This window comes from Salinivibrio kushneri, from assembly GCF_005280275.1.
Lineage (GTDB): Bacteria > Pseudomonadota > Gammaproteobacteria > Enterobacterales > Vibrionaceae > Salinivibrio > Salinivibrio kushneri.
On the sequence record NZ_CP040021.1, the window covers coordinates 2,757,836 to 2,780,166 of the forward strand.

Annotated in this window: 15 protein-coding genes and 3 tRNA genes; 8 read left to right on the forward strand and 10 right to left on the reverse strand. The window is 51.5% G+C overall.

Features of this window, described 5'->3' with window-relative positions:
- Positions 1-44: 44 nt before the first annotated feature.
- Complete coding sequence (locus tag FCN78_RS12685) at positions 45-2,621, reverse strand: class I adenylate cyclase (RefSeq protein WP_476748613.1); 2,577 nt, start codon at positions 2,619-2,621, stop codon at positions 45-47.
- 398 nt (positions 2,622-3,019) lie between these two features.
- Here FCN78_RS12685 and hemC point away from each other — a divergent pair, with 398 nt between their 5' ends.
- From hemC to FCN78_RS12705, 4 genes are read left to right on the forward strand one after another with little or no spacing between them, the layout of a single operon-like run.
- Positions 3,020-3,955, forward strand: coding sequence for a hydroxymethylbilane synthase (gene hemC / locus FCN78_RS12690; RefSeq protein ID WP_069360764.1), 936 nt, complete (start codon positions 3,020-3,022; stop codon positions 3,953-3,955).
- Positions 3,952-4,716 (forward strand): uroporphyrinogen-III synthase, encoded by a 765-nt coding sequence (locus FCN78_RS12695; protein ID WP_069360763.1) that lies wholly within the window; start codon positions 3,952-3,954, stop codon positions 4,714-4,716. Before hemC ends, FCN78_RS12695 begins: the two co-directional genes overlap by 4 nt.
- Complete coding sequence (locus FCN78_RS12700) at positions 4,709-5,839, forward strand: uroporphyrinogen-III C-methyltransferase (protein WP_069360762.1); 1,131 nt, start codon at positions 4,709-4,711, stop codon at positions 5,837-5,839. Before FCN78_RS12695 ends, FCN78_RS12700 begins: the two co-directional genes overlap by 8 nt.
- Entirely contained in the window at positions 5,836-7,032 is a 1,197-nt protein-coding gene (locus tag FCN78_RS12705) for a heme biosynthesis HemY N-terminal domain-containing protein (protein ID WP_069360761.1), read from the forward strand. Before FCN78_RS12700 ends, FCN78_RS12705 begins: the two co-directional genes overlap by 4 nt.
- A gap of 92 nt (positions 7,033-7,124) precedes the next feature.
- Here FCN78_RS12705 and FCN78_RS12710 read toward each other — a convergent pair whose 3' ends face one another.
- From FCN78_RS12710 to FCN78_RS12745, 8 genes are all read right to left on the reverse strand, one after another.
- On the reverse strand, positions 7,125-7,919 hold the full coding sequence (locus FCN78_RS12710) for an SPOR domain-containing protein (protein ID WP_077659631.1): 795 nt from the start codon (positions 7,917-7,919) through the stop codon (positions 7,125-7,127).
- A gap of 122 nt (positions 7,920-8,041) precedes the next feature.
- The gene (locus FCN78_RS12715; protein ID WP_069360759.1) at positions 8,042-8,980 is read right to left on the reverse strand and encodes an ABC transporter permease; all 939 of its coding nucleotides are present in this window, start codon (positions 8,978-8,980) and stop codon (positions 8,042-8,044) included.
- A 3-nt stretch (positions 8,981-8,983) separates the two neighbouring features.
- Entirely contained in the window at positions 8,984-9,961 is a 978-nt protein-coding gene (locus FCN78_RS12720; RefSeq protein ID WP_046074479.1) for an ABC transporter permease, read from the reverse strand.
- Between the two features lie 60 nt (positions 9,962-10,021).
- The gene (locus FCN78_RS12725; RefSeq protein ID WP_077659630.1) at positions 10,022-11,575 is read right to left on the reverse strand and encodes an ABC transporter substrate-binding protein; all 1,554 of its coding nucleotides are present in this window, start codon (positions 11,573-11,575) and stop codon (positions 10,022-10,024) included.
- A gap of 88 nt (positions 11,576-11,663) precedes the next feature.
- Positions 11,664-13,382 (reverse strand): ABC transporter ATP-binding protein, encoded by a 1,719-nt coding sequence (locus FCN78_RS12730; protein WP_077608560.1) that lies wholly within the window; start codon positions 13,380-13,382, stop codon positions 11,664-11,666.
- An 802-nt stretch (positions 13,383-14,184) separates the two neighbouring features.
- A tRNA-Pro gene (locus FCN78_RS12735) sits at positions 14,185-14,261 on the reverse strand.
- A gap of 25 nt (positions 14,262-14,286) precedes the next feature.
- Positions 14,287-14,362 (reverse strand) — tRNA-His (locus tag FCN78_RS12740).
- A 35-nt stretch (positions 14,363-14,397) separates the two neighbouring features.
- Positions 14,398-14,474: transfer RNA gene (locus FCN78_RS12745), tRNA-Arg, on the reverse strand.
- 323 nt (positions 14,475-14,797) lie between these two features.
- Here FCN78_RS12745 and FCN78_RS12750 point away from each other — a divergent pair.
- Positions 14,798-15,232 (forward strand): c-type cytochrome, encoded by a 435-nt coding sequence (locus tag FCN78_RS12750; RefSeq protein ID WP_069360756.1) that lies wholly within the window; start codon positions 14,798-14,800, stop codon positions 15,230-15,232.
- Positions 15,233-15,278: 46 nt separating this feature from the next.
- Here the strand turns inward: FCN78_RS12750 and rep are convergent, their stop codons facing one another.
- Positions 15,279-17,300, reverse strand: coding sequence for a DNA helicase Rep (gene rep, locus FCN78_RS12755; protein WP_077659629.1), 2,022 nt, complete (start codon positions 17,298-17,300; stop codon positions 15,279-15,281).
- Positions 17,301-17,467: 167 nt separating this feature from the next.
- Between rep and FCN78_RS12760 the strand changes: the two genes are divergently transcribed.
- From FCN78_RS12760 to FCN78_RS12770, 3 genes are read left to right on the forward strand one after another with little or no spacing between them, the layout of a single operon-like run.
- Positions 17,468-18,028 (forward strand): TetR/AcrR family transcriptional regulator, encoded by a 561-nt coding sequence (locus tag FCN78_RS12760; protein WP_077522978.1) that lies wholly within the window; start codon positions 17,468-17,470, stop codon positions 18,026-18,028.
- Between the two features lie 21 nt (positions 18,029-18,049).
- Positions 18,050-19,156 (forward strand): efflux RND transporter periplasmic adaptor subunit, encoded by a 1,107-nt coding sequence (locus FCN78_RS12765; RefSeq protein WP_069360753.1) that lies wholly within the window; start codon positions 18,050-18,052, stop codon positions 19,154-19,156.
- A 12-nt stretch (positions 19,157-19,168) separates the two neighbouring features.
- A complete protein-coding gene (locus tag FCN78_RS12770; protein ID WP_069360752.1) occupies positions 19,169-22,261 on the forward strand; it encodes a multidrug efflux RND transporter permease subunit in 3,093 nt (1,030 codons plus the stop codon).
- The last annotated feature ends 70 nt before the right edge of the window (positions 22,262-22,331 follow it).

Below are 22,331 nucleotides of genomic sequence, written 5' to 3' on the forward strand. Positions count from 1 at the left end.
ACGGGGAAAGCACCCATGAGATCCCGCGCATCGGGATCTCATGTTTACTTAAATGAGGCGACTTGCCCGGTAAACCCGCCTTGAGAAGGCGGACGTGGTGGCTGCCACTGACTATCACATTTAAAGGGTAATGCTTGGGTGTCGCCCCTGTCATCTGTGACAATCTGATAAAACTGCGGCAAATTAAAGTTAATGAAATTGGCGCTGTAGCTGTAACGGTCGTGGGACGAGGTATAAAAACGGTTGACGCCCTGCACCATTTCGGTTTTATCCCCGCTGCACTGGCGATACACTTCCACCCGATTGTTCTCGTCGAGAATATAGAGGTTGTAACCATTGGTACAATCTTCAAAGAAAAACTGCACCAAGCCCTCGCTGGCATAGGCATCCACGACTTCTGGCGGATGCACATCCTGCGGATTATCCACCACCATCACTGGCGTACCGTTGACCTTGTTGGTGGAAATACAGCGATAAAAGTCGACCGAGTTTTCCAACCGCTGGACGGATACGCCACGACGCTCAAAGAATAAACCATGGGTTTGCTTGCCAATCCGTAGCGCCTTAAAGCGGCGACGTTTTTCTTTCTCAACCGGTTTAAGACGCAGCTCAATGCACTCCGCCACCAGTTGGTAAACCAAATTACGGATTAAGCCGCGCATTTTGCTTGAATAACAGAACACATCGACCGACTCTGGCGGCACCGCATCCTGGTGCATTTTCCCCAACATGGTTTTCAATGCTTCCAAAATGGCATCGTCGCCCCGGTAATTGAGCGTGCGCACCTCGTTCCATGAGTTGCGGTAAACGAGGTCAACACTGCCCACCAAGCAGGTTTGTTCCGGGCCATAACTGAATATGTCGCTATTTTTGAAATCAAAGCGCATCGACGGCTTTTTGTACGCTGATGTCGGGTCTTGCTCTAAATTGACAAACAACGCGAGTTGACGGATTTCGCATGGGCTCGACAGCGCATCCAGCGTCGGGCGTGGTGGGTTGAGCGAGAAGGTGTTGCGAATATCGCTCACCAACTGATAGAGAGTATCAAGGTTAACATCGGCATCCCGCACCACAGTATCCAGTCGGGTAGACTCGGTTAGCAGGCCATTAAAAAATGCCCAAGCGACCAGCTTTGAGAGGTAGCTGTTGTGCTCAAGAGGCGCGCGACCGATGATATCGACCGGATCAAGCGAGTGCTTGTACAAATACCATCCCGGCGCATTCGTCCGCCCCTCAGGCACTTGAATAAAAGTGAGATCCGCTTCGTGTAAATCTGGTGAAATTTGCGGGTTAAGCAAGGTCACTTTACCCGGCAACTCTTCAAATGCGGCGTAGAGTTTGCGAGCAAGAATGCTGATGTCTTGCGGACTGATCGCGGATGTAATGTCGTTACGACGCGCAAAGCGGATCAGGTTACGATAGCTTTGCATCAAGGCATCAAGCAATTCATTGTGCGCGTATTGGACTTCTTCGACTTTCCAATGGCGACGGTTGTCGAGGTAAGCCAATGCTTGCTCATCCCAACCCCATTCACGCGCTAACAAGCGCAGCACTTCACGGCGCCAGGCGACCGAGCCAGTCGCTGGGGATTGCGTCAATTTCTCGTGGGTTTTCAGATAAAAACAACGGCGAACCAAATCTAACCGGCGCGTGTCACCAATCGATTCCAAGTAACGGGTGACTTTTTCCAGCATCAGGTAATAGGCGTCAGACTGATACACATCAACCCAACCGGCATAGAAACGACGCTTACCATCGACACTCAACAGCTGGGTGCCGGGGTACTGCCACGAGTACGCCTCGAGCAAAATGGCTTTGAGCACCGACTTATACGGCGAATCAATGCTTTTATACAGCTGCCACAAACTCGAGCCAAAATACTCTTCGGCGGGAATGGTGGGCAAACCACCAAAATCAACCCAATTACGACGGTCAAGGCCATGTTCAGCCACCAGTGTATCGACGTATTCCTCGTAGCAGCCTTCCATTTCTGGTGGGACCATGTACCACAACAGTTTTTGCCCAGCGAGTCGCATCGAAGAGCGATAGAACTCATCAAGCAGCAGGAAGTGCTGACTGGTGCCGCAGTTGTCACTGGTCATTGCCTGGGAGAGGTGATGACGAAAACGCCCCTCACAAACCACAAAAAAGTTGGCTTCGATCCCTTGGCTTAACGCCCATTCAGAGATCGCCATACACTTGGCATCGAGTTTATCGCGCTGAGCAGCCGTCACCGAGGCATCGATGCACACCCAGATATCGAGATCACTGGTGAGACTTTGCCCCATGGACCCGGTACTGCCCATGGTATACATGCCTTTAATCGGATGGCGCTTACGGCCTTCTAAACAGGCAGTTAAAGAGGAGAAACGGGTATCTGAGTGGATCAGGCAGTCAGAGACAAACTCACGCTGTGTCTCATCGAGCGCGTAGTCAGCAATACCGAAAGGCACGCTGTCGCCACAAAACCCGGGTAATGCGGGGTGATTTAGATGTAAAAGCACTGGCAGCACATCAAAGATAGCTTGAGCCTGACGACTCATCGCGGACCGCGCGCGATCCATTCTCACGCGGTTAAACGCTTCTATGCGCTCAGTTTGCTGTTCTACGTATGTTTGCAAGGCAATCATCCAGATTCGTTGACATCCCGGTCAACAGGTCGACGTTACTGTCTTCACCGTATCCGCCCAATTGCAGATAACAAAACGTGATCAATGTAACACTCTCGACAACTCGGGTAAAGCCAATAACCCCGATGCCTGTGTGGTGGTATCAAGGTCGCACTATAGGTGCTTTTTGAGACCAATATCAACTTTTCTGCTCTACTACCTTAGTCGTAACTCAGCCATATTGCCGCGTTAGGATCTCATTATTTGCGTAAATAACACGCTACCGATCACATTTTTTCATCTATATGACCATAACGCCGTCATAAATCGTCAAACCGCATGGCAGAGATTACGAGTCGCCCAGCGCCAATGTTACGATGGACGTTATGAACCAAGAAGGAAAATAAACCATGTACTCAACGCCTGTACGCATTGCCACGCGCAAAAGCCCTTTGGCTCTCTGGCAAGCTGAATTTGTTAAAGACGCATTAGAGCGCTCTCACCCGGGGCTAACGGTTGAACTGGTGCCAATGGTGACGAAAGGTGACGTGATTCTGGACACGCCTCTGGCAAAAATCGGTGGTAAAGGCTTGTTTATTAAAGAGCTTGAACAAGCCATGCTCGACGGTCGCGCCGACATCGCCGTGCACTCAATGAAGGATGTCCCGGTTGAGTTCCCTGAAGGATTAGGGCTGGTCACCATCTGCGAACGTGGCGACCCCCGTGATGCGTTTGTCTCCAATCATTACGACAGTATTGACGACTTACCTGAAGGCGCCGTGGTGGGTACTTCTAGCCTGCGCCGTGAATGTCAATTACGCGAGCGTCGACCTGACCTGGTGATTAATACTCTACGAGGCAACGTGGGGACACGCCTCGGTAAACTCGATGACGGCCAATACGACGCGATCGTCCTCGCGGCCGCCGGCTTAAAACGATTAGGCTTGAATGAACGCATTCGCAGCGAAATTCCCCCTGAAGTGATCTTACCCGCCGTCGGCCAAGGTGCCGTGGGAATTGAGTGCCGATTGGATGATGAACGCATTCGCACCTTACTCGCGCCACTGTCTGATGCCAGCACCACCCAACGCGTATTGTGTGAACGCGCAATGAATAACCGTCTCGAAGGCGGCTGTCAGGTGCCCATCGGCAGCTATTCAGAAATTCAAGGCGATAAAATTTGGCTACGTGCGCTAGTCGGAGAGCCAGACGGTTCGACCATTTTGCGCGCCGAAGTCACGGGCCCGCTTGAAAAAGGCGAACAGCTCGGCACCGATTTAGCCGAGCAACTTCTCGCCCAAGGCGCGCGGCAAATACTGGATAAGCTTTACCAAGACGACGCATGACCATTGTTGTTGTTCGCCCCGAGCCAGACTGCAGTCAGTTAGTCGATCAGCTTGCACAGCAAGGGCTGTCCGCGATCCCCTGTCCACTGTTAAGTTTTGCGCCGGGGCAAGGCTTACCCTCTCTGGCCAACCTGTTCGCCTCACTGCCTACCGATAGCGTCTTGGTCGCCGTGAGCCCACGCGCCGTGGCATTTGCGCATCAAGCCTTGCAACACCAAAGTGGAAGATGGCCCAGTGACTGTCACTACGTCGCCGTTGGGCAACGCACCGCCAACGAATGGCAGGCCGTCTCGGGGCAGCCTATCTTGACCCCCACCCGTGAAGACAGCGAAGGCATGCTTGCACTTGCCCCTTTTAGTGCCGTGACAGGGACGCAAGTGGTGATTCTGCGCGGGGAGAGTGGACGCGATATGATGGGGCAAACGTTACAAGCACAAGGCGCGCAAGTTCACTATTGCGAGACCTATCGGCGACAATGGGCGATTGAGCCTTTAGTATCGCAAGTAGTAAGCTGGCCGCATGACGCTATCGACATAGTGGTTATCACCAGTGGCCAACAATTAGCCTACTTTGATCAACTTATCACACTGAGCGGACAGCACTGGCTGCGCCAATGCCGTATACTGGTGCCCAGTAAAAGGATTCAAGATCAAGCCTCTGCGCTTGGTTTTGACACGATTACGACCGTTGACAGCGTGGCCAATGATGCACTGGTTAACACGCTGCTCAGGTTAAGTAAAACGGGACTTTCGGATGACTGACAACAAAAATACCGACACCAAGCAAAGCAAGGCCACCACGCCATCTTCACCCAAGACCCACGCTACCGATGCGCCGGCACCAGAAAAAGCCAGCAAAACCTCATCGGGGGGACGTGGCGGCATACTACTCGGCGCTATCGCCATCGCCTTGGCCCTCGGCTCCAGTGGCTGGGTATTTTACCATGGCCACCAGCAAGCCACCGTGTTGCAAAACACCGTATCCGCGCAACAATCTCATATCTCACGCCTTGAGCAAGATCTTAACCAACAAAAACAAGCGGCAGAACAGGCGCGAGAACAACTTAAAGCCACCACGCAAACACGTTTGAACCAGCAGGACAGCAGTTTATCTAGCTTGCAAAAAGCCGTGGCGGAAGTGAAAGGCCGACGCCCCAATGACTGGTTACTGGCTGAAGCCGACTATCTGATCCGAATGGCAGGGCGTAAAATTTGGCTCGAACAGGATGCCCAAAGCGCCACCGCCCTGATGGAAGCGGCCGATCACCGCATTGCTCAGCTCAACGACCCGTCCTTGATGCCGATTCGCCAAGCGATGGCTGACGATATCACCGCGTTAAAGGCGGTAAAACGGATCGATAGAGATGGGATTGTACTGCGCTTGACCAGCATGCAGCAGCGAGTCGAAAACCTCCCGCTTGCCAGTGCCGTGATCCCAGAAGCACAAGAAGTAGAAAAACCCGTGGTGTCTGAATCGGTCAATGACTGGAAGCGCAACCTCACCACGTCGGTTACCGATTTTGTCGATAACTTTATCACCTACCGCAAACGTGACGGCAACGTGGTGCCCTTGTTATCGCCCACCCAAAGTTATTACCTGCAAGAAAATCTCAAGAACAAGCTCGATCAAGCGATGCGCGCCGTGTATGAGGGCAATGATACCCTGTATCACCAAGCGCTAGAGATGGGAAAAGACTGGACACTACGCTTTTATAATCAAGATGCGAATGCCACGCGCCGCTTTGTCGAGCAGCTTGATGAGCTAAACCAACAAACCATTGGCGTCGATCTGCCGCAAAAACTGAAAAGCCAGTCGCTAGTCAGTGATGAAATCAATACCCGACTGCGCCGAGACATTGCGCCGCTGACAGGAGGCCAATCATGATTAGATTGCTTTTGCTCGTCCTTGTTCTGGCGGCCGGATTAGTGGTTGGCCCGCAATTAGCCGGACAGCAAGGTTATGTGCTTATTTCCGCTGCCGAGCAGACACTGGAAATGAGTGTCACGACTTTGTTGGTACTGGTTGGCATTTTAATCGCAGTATTATGGGCACTTGAGTGGCTACTGAGAAAGCTTTTATCTATCAGCAGTACCGCAACAGGCTGGTTGTCCGGCCGTAAGCAACGCAAAGCGCGCCAACAAACCCAAACCGGCTTAATCAAGTTACGCGAAGGGGAGTGGAAAAAAGCCGAAAAACTCCTCGCCAAAGCCCGCCCTCACAGCGATGCGCCCATGCATAACTTATTGGCTGCCGCGGAGGCGGCACAGCAGCGACAAAACCTGCAGGCGCGTGACCAATACCTGCAGCAAGCCGCTGATCTTAACGCCAATAGCTTGGCTCTCGCCCTGACTCGTGCGCAACTCCATAGCCAAAGTGGTCAGCACGAAGAAGCCTTAGCCTCGTTGCGTGCGATTAAACGTCAGCATCCTCGCAACCCAGTGATGCTGGCGCTGCTCAAAGATACCTATATTCATCTAGAGGATTGGTCTGCCCTACTCAACCTTCTGCCCACGTTGAAAAAGGCCCAGCTGCTTGATGATGCGCAATTTGATGCCTTGCACGAGCGAGCCGAGCTGGGCGTGATGGCCCATGTCGCCAGTCAACAAGGCACCGAAGGGCTGCTGGCGCATTGGAACCAACTCCCCAAAGCCAAACGCAACCAGCCTTCACTCTTAGCAGGGTTAGTCAAACATCTCGCGGCGCGCAATGCCGACTCAGAAGCCTATATTCTGCTGCGTGAGGCCTTGAAAAAACGCACCGATGATCGCTTGATTGCGCTGATCCCGACACTAGACTTACCAGATAACTACCCCGCGGTGGTGATGCTAGAAGAATTGCTCACACAAGATAGCCGCAACCCTGTGCTTCATAGCGCGCTTGGGCAACTGCTTATGCAGTCGGGAAAATGGCAAGATGCGCGCAGTCACTTTGAAAACGCCCTCGAGTATCGCACGGATGTCAGCGACTATGCGTATTTAGCTGATGTGTTAGATAAGCTTGATCAAGGTAAAGCGGCGAGTGATGTCTCACGTACAGCGTTAAAGTTAGCACTGCCTGAACAGCCCCCCGCGGCATAGCATTTCGGCCAAAAAGCCCGTCAGTTCAGTTCGCCGTCTAATGCGGAAAAGAACGCCCCGCACTGCGGGGCGTTTTATATTGCGGGTAAAGACTACCGTTTTTTACACAGGACATTGAGCGCCGCATCGGCATTACGTGTCACCACTTTGCCACTTCGGGCGTCCACCCCCTTAGCGCCTTGCACCCAGTACGGTAAGCGCATGGGGAGCTGATCCGTCGCTTTTGCCACTTCCACTAATTCCTGTTGGGAAGCCAACATCATGCCTTCGCGTTGGCAACGAGGGGCTGCCTGCGCATAAGGAACGCGCAACCAGCTCATGGATTTTTCCATGTACTGTTTATCTCCGGCCTCAGGCTCCGGTAAACCAAAATGGCTTAAGGTAATCGCCGTTTCCATCGGCGCCGACGTTTCATCCTCCGGGGACGATTGGGTTTGAGACAGCGGCGGTAAGCGGATCACGGCTGGTTGCGACAATGGCTGACGAGTTTGGCGTAACACCGCTTGTTTGGTCGGCCCAAATTGACGCACACGTCTCAGCACCAACTGTGCCACGTCTAGGTTAGGATACGGACCAATCAAGCAACGTCCTCGGCCCTCGCGCACTTGCACTTGAAACGGTAAGTCCGGCAAGCCTTGACGCAGGGACTGATAGAATTGACGCGATGGCACGCCTTGCGTCGCACCGCATTGCACCCAGAACGCGGCACTTTTGGGATCGGGGGCTTGGTTGCCCCACAGACCTTGCCCGATATCACATGTCTCACCAATGATTGGCCAGCCTTGCTGGCGGTCAACAATCGCGCAAGGGCTCTGTTCTGCGCGCACTGGCGCACTGATTGCCCACATTGCTACCATACTGACAGCCAAACCTCGCCACCGCCCCATGAGTCGCTCCCTTGATAATCTAATCTGCTCAGCTTAAGCAAAGTCATACATTGACTCAAGCCACTGATCACCAAGCTGTCAGACAGCCATCAAAAAAATGGCTGCATTCGCAGCCATTTTCCTTACCCTTTGTAGATTTTGGGGTTGAAGACATCCCGCAACCAATCGCCGAGCAAGTTGATCACCAGTACTAGTAAAACCAACACGATGCCAGGAAAAGCAGTGATCCACCACGCCCCTGAGAAAATGTAGTTAAAACCGATGCTGATCAACGACCCCAGTGATGGCTGATCGACAGGCATCCCTAGCCCCAGGAAAGACAGTGCCGCTTCCGACATGATTGCGTTAGCCACCTGCACGGTCGAAATGACCAAAATAGGCGATAAGCAGTTGGGAAGAATATGACGGAACATGATCCGAGGCGAGCGGAAACCCATTACCCGCGCCGCTTCTACATATTCCTTTTTCTTTTCTGCCAGGACAGACGCACGAATGGTCCGCGCATACTGTGGCCACTCGGCAATCCCGATAATCACCACCAGCATTAAAATCGCGTATTGGCTGTAAAACTCACTGCCAAAGCTGGCCTTAAAAATCGCTGAAACAATAATAGCGACCATCATGGTCGAGAAAGACAGCTGGATATCGGCGATACGCATAAAAAAGCTATCAATGCGGCCACCAAAATAGCCGGCACTCAGACCAATCACCGTCCCCAGAATCAACTGTAGGCCGACGGCACACAAACCTATGGTCAAAGAGATCCGCAGACCATAAATAATGGTCGATAAGATATCTCGCCCTTGGTTATCGGTCCCGAGCAAAAAGCGCGGATCGCTCCACTCCATCCAAACGGGGGGGAGCTCAGAGTCCATAATATCAATCGCCATTAAATCATAGGGATTGGTCGGGGACACTAAGGGCGCAAAGACCGCCAGCAATAAGAACACCATGAAAATGGTGAAGCTAGCGATCGCCACTTTATCGCGTTTGAAGTGATAAAAGAAATCCGAGTCTAAGAAGCGCTGCCAGCGACTTGGTGTCGTATTTGTTTGTGTCATCGCTTACGCCTCCTTGCCGGTTAAGTTAACCGTTGGGTTAATCAAGCCATAAAGCAGATCGACAATGGTATTGGTCACCACAAAGATCAGCCCGACGAAAATCACGTAAGCGGTAATCAACGGCGTATCGACACGGTTAATCGCTTCAAGGAACAAAAAGCCCGTCCCGGGCCATTGGAAGACAGTCTCGGTCAAAATGGTATACGCAATCATGGTACCGATTTGCACCCCGCCAACCGTTACAACCGGCAGCATGGTGTTTTTTAACGCGTGTTGATAATAGACCTTGTTTTCGGGTAACCCTTTAGCACGTGCAAATTTCACATACTCGGTGCCTAACGCTTCCAGCATTTCAGAGCGCACCAAGCGGATAAACAAAGGCAACATGATGGACGCCAGCGACACAGAAGGCAGCACCAAGTGTGCTAAGCCATCCAGAGTGAAAAAGCCGGACTCCCAACCGAGCCAATTGGCGGTTTCTCCGCGTCCATAGGAGGGCAACCAACCTAATTCAATCGAGAAAACATACATGAGCATGATCGCGGTTAAGAAGACAGGTATCGAAATACCCACGATACTAAAGCCCATGATTATCTTGGTGAGCATGCTATTGGGGTGAATCGCCGAGTACACGCCGAGTGGTATCGACACCACGACAATGATCAGTGCCGCCCCCGCCACGAGTTCTAGCGTTGCCACCAATTTATCTAAAATGACATCCACGACTGGACGCTTAAAGAAATAAGAATTGCCTAAATCCCCTTGTAGGGCCTTGCCTACAAAGCGGGTATATTTGGTTAAGAAGGGATCGTTAAGCCCCATTTCATCACGCAGCGCATCACGCTCCGCTTCTGATACTGATTGCCCCACCAGCTCCCGCAAGGGGTCGCCGAGGTTGTCTTGGATAGCAAACGCCACCAGACTGATGACAAACATCACAATCAGTGCCTGTACCAGACGTTTGACTAAAAACGTTACCATGTGTGCCTCTAAGCGATTGGATAATCAGGACCCCAGTGGTTGGGGCCCTGTTTTAGTCCATTACTCGACCACTAGATCGCCGAAGTAAGGGAAGTTCATACCGTTAACGATCGGCTCGATGTTAACGTTATTTTTGGCTGCCCATGATGGATCTTGCCAGTGCAAAGGTAAGAAGGCCGCTTCGTCATACAGGATCTTCTCAACCTTTTTCAGCATGGCACTACGCTTTTCCAGATCCGTTTCTGAGTTGGCTTCCATCACCAGCTTGTCCACTTCGCTGTTCGAGTAGTGACCACAGTTGTATTGGCCCTTACCGGTGTCAGCGTCACGGGTCATGGTGAGGAACTCAGTGAAGTTGGCAGAATCTTCTGTATCTGGGTGCCAGCCGATCATCTGCATGCCGGCTTCGCACTTATCGAACTCAGGCCAGTACTGCGCTTTTGGCATGGTCTGCAAGTCAACCTTGATACCAATTTTCGCCATCATTGCCCCCACCGCTTGGGCGATTTTTTCATCGTTCACGTAACGGTTGTTGGGCGCAATCATGGTGACTGAGAAACCATCAGGATAACCGGCCTCTTCCATCAGCTTTTTCGCTTTGGCCAAGTCATAACGCGGCGCTAAATCTGCGTTATAGCCTGCGTAACCAACCGGGCTTTGCTGACTCGCGGGCGTGGCCGCCCCTTTCATGATCTTCTGCGCAATACCTTCATTGTTGACCGCATAAGCCACCGCTTGACGGACACGTGGATCTTTAAACTCATCCACCACGCTCTGGTTCATTTGGAAGGTGATCACGCGCGTCCCTGGCATGGTAACCAGTTGCAGCTCGTCGGCACGTTCGAGACGGCGATAATCGTTAGGAGAAACAGGCGCAATCATATCGACATCACCAGACAGCAGTGCTGCAACACGGGTGGCATCTTCTTTGATCGGACGCAGTGTGATGTTATCCACATTGCCTTCGCTGTCTTTGTCCCAGTAATTCTCATTACGGTCAAACTCGACGACCACGCCTTGTTCACGCTCGTCGACCACATAAGGGCCTGTGCCTGATAGGTGTGTTGATGCATAGGTTGAGCCATTTTTCTTCAGCTCAGCTTTATCACGGCCGTCTTCGGTCTCACCACTGTAGAATTTGCTGTCCATGGGGAATACGTAGGTCATGACGTTTTCTACCAGCGGATAGGTACCGTCCGTGACCACATCTACCGTGTGCTCGTCGACTTTCTTGATGTCAACGATTGGGGTGAAAATCCCTTTAAAATCCGGTGATGACTTCAAACGGTCAAAGGTCCAGACGACATCGTCAGCAGTAAATGCGTTACCGGAGTGGAACGTCACGCCTTCGCGAAGGTTGAAACGCACGGTTTCATTATCGATACGCTCCCAAGACGTGGCGAGACGCGGCTCAAAATCCATCTCTTGGGTAAAACGGACCAAGGGGTCGAAGACCATGTGTGATAGCTGTAGCGTACCACCGGAAAGCTGCTCATGAGGGTCCAGTGAGACCGGATCCGCATCATAAGCGACGGTGATATCCGCTGCCGCGGCACTTACGCTCAGGCCGGCGGCCATAAGCGCCACGGCAATCTTGCTCTTCATTGTTTTCATTGCATAGCTCCTTTATGCGTAGGGGTTGCCCCCTGCTGTGTTTGCATCATGGATGAGGTGCGGCGCAATGCCGCGTCGACATAGCGTGCTATGCCGGTTGCAAACCTTCCGTGCTCATTCCCTTAAACTCTGGCATCAATGAGATAAGCTGACGGCTATATTCGTGTTGTGGGTTAGTAAACAGTTGCTCTGTCGGCGCCACTTCTAACAGCTGACCTTTACGCATCACACCAATGCGGTCACACATTTGTCGAATCACCGGCAGATCGTGACTGATAAACAACATGGTGAGATTGAGCTCGTCCTGCAGATCTTTAAGCAGGTTCAAAATCTGCGCTTGTACCGACACATCCAACGCCGATGTCGGCTCATCACAAATCAGTAAACGCGGACGCGTCGCCAATGCGCGAGCAATCGAAATACGCTGGCGTTGCCCCCCAGAGAACTCGTGCGGATATTTAATCCCTGCGCCGCGGCCTAAACCCACGTGGTCGAGCAAGTCGCCGACGATTTGGCGGATTTGAGACTCGCTTTCGGCCAAACGGTGAAAACGAATGGGCTCAGCGATAATGTCGTAAATCTTCATCCGTGGGTTCATGGATGAATACGGGTTTTGAAACACCATTTGCATTTGGCGACGAATAGGACGTCGGGCGCGTTCGTTTTTAATCGCGGTCAGATCGATATCTTCAAAAATGATTTGCCCCGTGTTGGGCGGATAAAGCCCGGTGATCGCCCGTGCGATGGTCGATTTTCCTGAGCCTGACTCTCCGACAAGACCAAAGGTTTCCCCTTCAACCACGTCAAAGCTCACATGATCAGAGGCTTGAACGTATTCGCGGCGGCTCGCAAAGAGAGAATCCTTGGTAATAAAGCGCAAGGACACATCTTTCACCTGCAGTAGCGGACCACTGTAAGCACGCTGATCTTGGCTTTGCCCCAGCCAGTGATTCTTAACATCAAGCTCAAGGGTCTCACCGGCCTCCTCGATATAATTGACTAGCGGAAAGCGATCTAACTTGATATCAGAGCGTGGCACCGCTGAAATAAGGCTTTGCGTGTAAGGGTGCTGAGGCTCACCTAACACTTGCTGGGTGGTGCCCAGCTCCACCAAATCACCACGATACATCACCGCGACACGGTCGGTCACGTTGGCGACCACGCCCATATCATGGGTGACCAGCATACAACCCACGTTTTTCTTTTGGCATAAATCGCGGATCAGGGTGAGAATCTGATCTTGAATGGACACATCCAATGCCGTGGTCGGCTCGTCGGCAATGATTAAATCCGGCTCCCCGGCCAGTGCAACCGCAATCACCACGCGCTGACGCATCCCGCCGGAAAACTGATGGGGGTATTGTTTGATGCGCAGCTCTGGCTCCGGGATCCCCACCTGCTCCATTAAATTAAGCGCGCGCTGATAGGCCTGTTGCTGGGTGACATTCAAGTTGGTCAAAATGGTTTCGGTCAGCTGTTGTTCGACCGTAAACAGCGGGTTCAGGGAGGTCATCGGGTCTTGAAAGATAAACCCAATTTTATCACCGCGTACTTTGCGCATTTCATTAGGGCTAAGACCGGAGATTTTTTTACCATCAAGGTACACATCGCCACTGGCAATGCGGCCCGGCGGGCTGAGCAAATCAATCACGGCATTACCCACCGTTGACTTACCCGCTCCAGATTCACCCACCACGCCAACAATCTCACCACGCTCAATCGTGAGTGACAATGACGTCACAGCGGCGTGAACGCCGTGGCGAGACGGGTACTCTATTCGTAGGTTATTTACTTCTAGCAGTGACATTTTTCATCCTTGATATCGTCCTCGATGACGATCGACTTCCTGACCAAAACAAGGTGATAGGATCTTGCCTCGGAGATGCGGATTTAATCTGGCAAACATTTCACAAAAAATCAACATCACAGCAGAAAATGCCATAATGACACAGTCGGCTCGAATATTCATTCACTTGGCTACGATTACGCACCCAAGCGTCAAACAAAAAATACACTTCATATCATAAAGATATAAGGTATTACGCTGCTCCCTGTTTTAAAGCTTAAAGCAAATCGCGCATAGAATAAAGCAAAGTTATTTAACAGCGCATAAACAATGGCAGCGATAAACTCCAAAAAAATGGCAGATAACAACTTAAATAATTAGTTAGTTAATTAAAGGTAGGTTTTTAAACCACTCAACAACAGGCATAGCAGTCACATCAAAAGGTGTGGTTTTTATTGCTAATTGGTGACTTTTTATCTATCAGAATCTTGATAGATCTCTAATTTCTGCATTTTATCCTCTCTCAAGGTCGCCGCGTAGGGAAAAGGCTCACCAACACGTACTCGGCAAAGCGATATAAAACCGCCCAACAGCAGTGACAATTTGAGGGGGGAGAGAAATGTCCAGAGGGGGGTGGGTGAAACGAAAAAACCCCAGCCGTTAGGCTAGGGTTTATAATAGTGGTCGGTGAAGAGGGATTCGATGGGGCGGCCTTCCGCGCGACCGGGCTTCCGTTGGGCCGGCTTCCGGCCCCTGACCTTCGATCTCCAACAAACAGGCATAAACAAAAAAACCCCAGCCGTTAGGCTAGGGTTTGTAATAGTGGTCGGTGAAGAGGGATTCGAACCCCCGACCCTCTGGTCCCAAACCAGATGCGCTACCAAACTGCGCTATTCACCGACATATTCGCTGTTAGCGAAAATAATGGGGTGGCTGACGGGACTTGAACCCGCGACAACTGGAATCACAATCCAGGGCTCTACCAACTGAGCTACAGCCACCACTGATTTTTTGCCAATTTCCTTTATCCCCGGAATGGCGCGCCCGACAGGATTTGAACCTGTGACCTTTGGCTTCGGAGGCCAACACTCTATCCAACTGAGCTACGGGCGCTTGCCCCGTTGGCGGTGACGAATATTACGGATATCACCACCAGCCGTCTAGCACTTTTTTTAATTTTTTTACTGACTGGTCTCTTTTTCAACAAATTGCGTAGAAAACGTCAGTAAGGTCTCTACTATAACGGTTTAACGTAACAATCTAAAGCGCTATAATCACCTAATCTTTACACGGAGTTAACCCAGCAACGTTGGCAAATCCGTTAAGACGAGACTGACAGGCCGCAACCGAATCACCCTTGATTGATTCACCCCCTTAGGTTGGCGGCAAATAAGATAAAAAAGGCGTTAAGCCACCAGTAATGTGGGAGTGTCATTGTGAGCGCAAAGGGAAAAAGTCTAGGTCAAATTATGGTTGCCACTGTGGCGGCCCTGTTATTTGCTTCTGCTGCGCAAGCGCTAGAAGTGTCTGAGCAAGAAAAAGCCGCCATCGCCGAACGCATTGCCCCGGTTGGTGATGTGTATATTGACGGCGAAGCGCCAACGCAAACCGCCGCCGCAGAGCCGAGTGGCCCACGCAGCGGCGAGCAGGTCTACAATACCTACTGCACCGCCTGTCATGGCACAGGGGCGGCGGGTGCTCCGAAAATGGGCGATGCTGCTGCATGGGGCCCACGTGTCGATAAAGGCATGGAGACCCTCACCAAACATGCCATCAACGGCTTTAATGGCATGCCGGCTAAAGGGACCTGTATGGATTGTTCGGATGATGAAATAGTGGCAGCCATCGAGCATATGCTCGACGCACTTTAATACCGCGGCGCATTGCCAACGTGACAATAACGCCGCCTTTGCGGCGTTATTTGTTTTTATCCAGCATGGCCTTTAGATTAGCGATCGCCGCTTGCCCTTTTTCCATTCGCTCTTCTTGCGATACCGGTTTTTTTTGCGATTCCCATTCGACATCATCAAATGGCAATTCATCTAAGAAGCGGCTCTGCTGTGGCTTAATCACTTCGCCAAATTGACGCCGCTCTCGACACACTACAAAGGTCAACGCCTTTTGCGCGCGAGTCAGTCCGACATAAGCCAAACGCCGTTCTTCATCGATGTTGTCTTCATCAATGCTCGACTGATGCGGCAATAAGCCTTCTTCCATGCCAATCAGATAGACATAAGGAAACTCGAGCCCTTTGGAGGCATGCAAGGTCATCAACTGAACTTGGTCTGCGTCATCATCGTCTTCGCCCCGCTCCATCATGTCACGTAGGGTAAGGCGCTGAACCACTTCTCTTAGCGTTCGTTCCACCTGATCGGGGTTGTCACCTTCTAAGTCGGCGACAATCCAACTGTAAAGCTGTGAGACGTTTTTCATCCGCATTTCTGCGACTTTGGGGCTTGAAGAGCTTTCGTACAGCCACTCTTCGTAGTGAATGTCACGCAAAAGCGCCCTCACTGCCGCCACGGTATCGCCTCGCTCGGCTTGATCGGATAATTCCACCACCCAGCGGGTAAACGCTTGTAGCGACGCCAAACCACGTCCTGATAAATGTTGGCTGAGCCCGAGCTCAAAGCTTGCCGCAAACAAGCTCTTTCCCCGCTGGTTGGCATAACTACCGAGCTTTTCTAGCGTCACTGGGCCAATTTCACGTCGTGGTGTGTTAACCACCCGCAAGAACGCGTTGTCGTCGTCGGGGTTAGTGAGCAGGCGCAGATAGGCCATGATGTCCTTGATTTCTGCACGTGAGAAAAACGAGGTGCCACCGGAGATCTTGTAAGGAATGCGGTTTTGCATCAGCGCTTTTTCGATCAAGCGTGATTGGTGGTTTCCGCGATAAAGGATGGCGTAGTCTTTGTATTGGGTGCGCCCCAAAAAACGATGACCTATCAGCTCGCCGACCACGCGCTCCGCTTCATGTTCTTCATTGTTAGCGGTCAGTACTTTGAGCATGTCGCCATCAGGCAAAGCAGAAAATAAGGTCTTTTCGAATACATGAGGGTTATTGGCAATCAAGATATTCGCGGCGCGCAGAATGCGGCTGGTTGAGCGGTAGTTTTGCTCCAGTTTCACCACATGCAAACGCGGAAAGTCTTGCTGCAGATACACCAGGTTTTTCGGCTGAGCCCCTCGCCACGAGTAAATCGACTGATCGTCATCCCCGACCACGGTAAAGCGTGCACGCTCACCCACTAGCAGCTTCACTAACTGATATTGACTGGTATTGGTGTCTTGATATTCATCGACCAATAAATAACGAATGCGCGCTTGCCAGCGCTCACGTACGGCTTGGTTTTGGCTAAGCAGCGCGACTGGCATCAAAATGAGATCATCAAAATCCAGCGCGTTATACGCACGCATTTGTTTTTGGTAGCGCGCGTAACAGGCGGCAAACAGTTGATCACGCTCGCCTTGCGCCTGAGCCAGTGCTTCATCCGGCCCCAACATGGCATTTTTCCAGTTGGAAATGGTATGCACTAACTGACGGAGCAAATCTTTATCGTTATCCAACTCTTGTTCGGTCAGGGCTTTTAACAAAGCTAATTGGTCTTGATCATCAAACAGCGAAAAGCCTGCCTTGAGCCCCAAGGTTTTATATTCTCGCCGAATGATATTGAGGCCCAAGGTATGAAAGGTCGACACCATCAAACCACGCGACTCTTGCTTTCCTAAACTTTGTGCTACCCGTTCTTTCATCTCGCGTGCCGCTTTGTTGGTAAAGGTTACCGCAGCGATATGGCGCGCTTTATAGCCACATTGCTGAACCAAATAGGCAATTTTATGGGTAATGACACGTGTTTTGCCCGATCCTGCTCCGGCCAAAACCAGGCAAGGTCCAGAGATATGTCGGACGGCATCGGATTGCGCGGGGTTAAGTTTCATGGTGACAACACCTCATCAGTGGCTGAGTGAGCATTGTAGAGCGAATCCAACTGATGTCTATCTCACCGCAGCAAAGTGCATTTTGCTTGCTACACTTTATGCTTGTCATTTGCGCGAAAAACGCTCTAAAATGAATGAACGTTCATTCATTGCTTGGTGCATTATTCATGGACAAACGTACACAAATCTTTGCCGCGACCGAGCAATTAATCGCGACGGTTGGGCTCGACAAAGTCTCAATGCAACAAGTGGCGATACAAGCACAGGTCGCAACAGGGACCATTTATCGCTATTTCAAAGATAAGGATGACTTGCTTCGCCAACTGTCTTCGCACCTGATGATGCAATGTGCAACCCATATCCAGCAAGGGGTCAAGGATGAACCGACACTCAAACGTCAGTTTGAACGCTTGTGGCGCAATACGTGGACCATGATGCTACAACGCGATCATCTTTTATTGTCTCGTGACCAGTTTGATGCCCTGCCACGCGATGATCAGTCTCATACTCAGCAAGAGCGAGAAGCCTTCTCCGATCTTTATCTGGTCTTTCAAGAAGGTAAGCAACAAGGCGTGCTCAAGCCCCTCGATGATGAGGTGTTAATCACCTTGGGACTCGAACCCGCTTTTTGTTTAGCTCGCAAACAGGTTCGGGGTGTTATAACCCTGGACAGTCATGCTATCGCAGATGCGATCCACGCTTGCTGGGATGCAATTTCTCTTCACTAACGACGTTCGGAGCTTACTTCGATGAAAAAATGGTTTTTCTTTATGGTTATCCTCGCGCTGCTGCTGTTTGGCAGTGTGATTGGCTTTAACCTGTTCAAGCAGCAAAAAGTTGCAGAGTATATGGCAAACATGCCAGAGCCCACCCACCCAGTCACCGCGGTGACGGTTGAGGCTGAGCCTTGGACACCAACGCTTGACGCCATTGGGTTTATTGAGCCTAACCAAGGGATCACCTTAACCACCCAAATTGCCGGTGTCGTCGATGTGATTAATTTTGAGTCTGGCCAAACCGTTGAGCGTGGACAAAACCTGGTCGAGCTCGACTCGAGTGTTGAAAAAGCCAATTTAGCCAGCACCCAAGCGCGTCTACCAGCGGCGGAAGCCAAGTTTAAACGCTACCAAGGCCTGTTTGCTAAAGGCTCTATCTCTAAAGAAGCGCTGGATGAAGCCGAGGCCAATTATCGCTCGCTACAAGCTGACATCAATGCGCTGAAAGCCACCATTGCCCGTCGTAATATCCAAGCTCCCTTCGATGGTGTGATTGGTTTGCGTGATGTTTTCTTAGGTGAATACTTACAACCCGGTACGGACATTGCTCGCCTCGAGGACACCTCGGTGATGAAGCTGCGCTTTACCGTGCCACAAACGGATATTTCCAAAATCCGTTTAAGCCAGCCGTTACGCATTACTGTCGACGCGTATCCTGAAAAGGAATTTATCGGCTCTATCAGTGCCATTGAGCCTGCAGTCAACAGCCAGAGCGGCCTGATTAAAGTGGAAGCCAATATCCCCAACAACGACGGCCAGTTGCGCTCAGGGATGTTTGCCCGCGCCGATATCGTCTTACCGACCATTGAAGAGCAAATCGTGATTGATCAAACCGCGATTAACTTCAATTTGTACGGAGAAAGCGTCTACGTCATCCGCGAAGAGGAAGGAGAAAAACGCGCTTATCAGCAAGTACTCAAGGTCGGTGAACGTCGTGGCCATCAAGCGCGTGTTATCGAAGGTCTGCAACCTGGCGATCAGGTCGTCACCTCCGGCCAAGTGCGGTTAAGCAATGGTTCCAAAGTGAAAATCGTCGAAAACGACGCTCTCACACCACCAGAACAATTACCTCAATTGTAAGACGAGGATGTGATGCGCTTTACTGATATTTTTATCCGGCGCCCCGTGCTAGCCGCGTCAATCAGTATTCTGATTGCGCTGCTCGGCCTGCAATCTTTATTTAAGATGCAAGTCAGGGAATACCCGGAGATGACCAATACCGTGGTCACCATCACAACCAGCTATTATGGCGCCAGTGCCGACTTGATTCAGGGCTTCATCACGACGCCACTCGAACAAGCCGTGGCCCAAGCTGATAATATTGATTTTATGACCTCAGAGTCGGTACTTGGCTCCTCGACCATTACGGTCAACATGAAGCTCAATACCGACCCTAACGCCGCCTTGGCCGATATTCTTGCCAAGGTAAACTCGGTGCGTGCTCAGCTTCCTGCCGAGGCGGAAGATCCATCGGTATCCATGTCGACCGGTTCCACCACCGCTGTCATGTATATTGGCTTTACCTCGCCCGAACTCGACTCCAGTCAGATCACTGACTACCTCGATCGCGTGGTCAAGCCTCAGCTATTTACCGTGGATGGTGTCTCCAAAATCGACCTTTACGGCGGGGTGAAGTATGGCCTTCGCGTGTGGCTCGATCCTGAGAAAATGGCGGCGTTTAAATTAGCGGCCACCGACGTGATGTCCGTGCTCGATGCCAACAACTACCAGTCAGCGACTGGTCAGGCGATTGGTACCTTTATGATCTATAACGGTAGCGCCGACACCCAGGTGTCCACGCCCGAAGAGCTGCGTAATTTGGTGGTGGATACCCAAGATGGCCGCGTCGTACGCCTCGGAGACATCGCTAAGGTCTCACTCGAGAAAAGCCATGATCGGGTACGTGCACTGGCCAATGGCTCTGAAGCGGTTGTCGCCGCGATCAATGCCACCCCGTCGGCTAACCCCATCAATATTGCCGCTGACGTCATGGATATGTTGCCGGAAGTTGAGCGCAACATGCCAAGCAATATCGAGATGAATGTGCTGTATGACTCATCCAATGCAATCAATGAGTCCATCAATGAGGTCATCAAAACCATCATTGAAGCGGCGCTGATCGTATTAGTGGTGATTACCCTGTTCTTGGGCTCATTCCGCGCGGTGATTATCCCCATTATTACCATCCCACTGTCCCTGATTGGTGTGGCGCTGGTGATGGAAATGATTGGCTTCTCGCTCAACTTGATGACCCTGCTGGCGATGGTGCTGGCTATCGGCTTGGTGGTCGACGATGCCATCGTGGTATTGGAAAACATCGACCGCCATATCAAGCTGGGAGAGTCCCCTTTCCGCGCGGCCATTATTGGTACACGGGAAATTGCCGTGCCGGTTATCTCCATGACACTAACATTGGCGGCGGTGTATGCTCCTATCGCCATGATGGGCGGGATCACCGGCTCGCTGTTTAAGGAGTTTGCGTTAACCCTTGCCGGGGCAGTGTTTGTTTCTGGAATTGTGGCGTTGACACTCTCACCAGTAATGTGTTCGACCATGCTGAAAGCCAACGCCAAGCCAAGTCGCTTTGAGCTTGCCGTTCACCGCTTCTTGGATGGCATGACCGACAAATATGCGCGCATCCTCAGTAAGGTGATGCAACGCCGTCCTGTGGTGGTGTCCTTTGCGGTGATCGTCTTTGCTTCTTTGCCTGTGCTATTTAACTTTATCCCCAGTGAGCTGGCGCCATCGGAAGATAAAGGCGTGGTGGTAATGATGGGGACGGCGCCCTCGACGGCTAACCTGGATTACATCCAAAACAGCATGGCGGAAGTGAACCAAAAGCTCGACGAACAACCAGAGGTGGCCTTTTCTCAGGTCTTTTCAGGGGTGCCGAAGTCGAATCAAGCCTTTGGTATCGCCTCACTGGTGCCTTGGAGTGAGCGGGAAGCCAGTCAGTCCGAAGTGGTAAAACGCATGGCTGACGAAGTGAAAGACATTCCGGGTATGAAGGTCACTACCTTTGAAATGCCAGAACTGCCCGGTGCCTCCTCCGGCTTGCCGATCCAGTTTGTGGTGACCACCCCGAATAATTTCGAAAGTCTCTACCAAGTGACCGCCGATATTATGTCCGAGGTACAATCTAGCCCGAATTTCGTTTATTCGGAGCTTAACCTCAACTTTGATTCGGCCACCATGAACATCAGCATTGATAAAGACAAAGCTGGGTCATATGGCGTGACCATGCGTGATATTGGCGCCACCATTGGCACCATGATGGCCGATGGCTACGTCAATCGTATCGACTTTGATGGCCGCTCGTACGAAGTGATCCCGCAAGTGGAGCGTAAGTATCGCCTCAACCCTGAATCGATCGAGAACTACTACGTGCGTGCGGCCAATGGTGATTCCATTCCGCTGGGCTCGCTGATTGACATTGAAGTCACCGCGGAGCCTCGCTCACTGCCGCACTTTAATCAGCTAAACGCTGCTACCATCAGTGCGGTATCTGCGCCGGGTGTCACCATGGGTACCGCAGTGGATTGGTTCGAGAGCAAGGCAGCAGAGTTGCCTAAAGGCTATCAGCACGATTACCTCGGTGAGTCGCGCCAATACGTGACCGAAGGCAGCGCGCTGTATGCCACCTTCTTGTTCGCCTTAGCGATCATTTATCTGGTACTGGCGATTCAGTTTGAATCCTTGCTCGACCCACTGGTGATCTTGGTCTCTGTGCCACTCGCGATTTGTGGGGCTTTGATTGCGCTCGCATGGGGGCTGTCATCCATGAACATCTACTCACAAGTCGGGCTAATAACCTTGATAGGTCTGATTACTAAACACGGTATTCTGATCTGTGAGGTCGCCAAAGAGCAGCAACTGCATCATCAAGCCAGCCGAATGGACGCAGTGAAAGAAGCGGCCAAGATTCGTCTGCGTCCGATCTTGATGACCACTGCCGCGATGATTGCAGGCCTCATCCCGCTAATGTTTGCCACCGGCGCAGGCGCCGAGCAACGCTTTAGCATCGGGATTGTGATCGTAGCAGGTCTCGCTATCGGTACGTTATTCACGCTATTCGTTCTGCCAGTGATTTATACCTATCTGGCCAGCAAGCACAAACCACTGCCTGTGTTTGTCGAAGACGATGAACTTGATAAGCTCGATGAAGACTATCGCGCATCACACTAACCCAAAGGGCCTTCGGGCCCTTTTCTTTTATCATCCTTTCGACAAGCTGTGCGTATTTACATAGAATAAA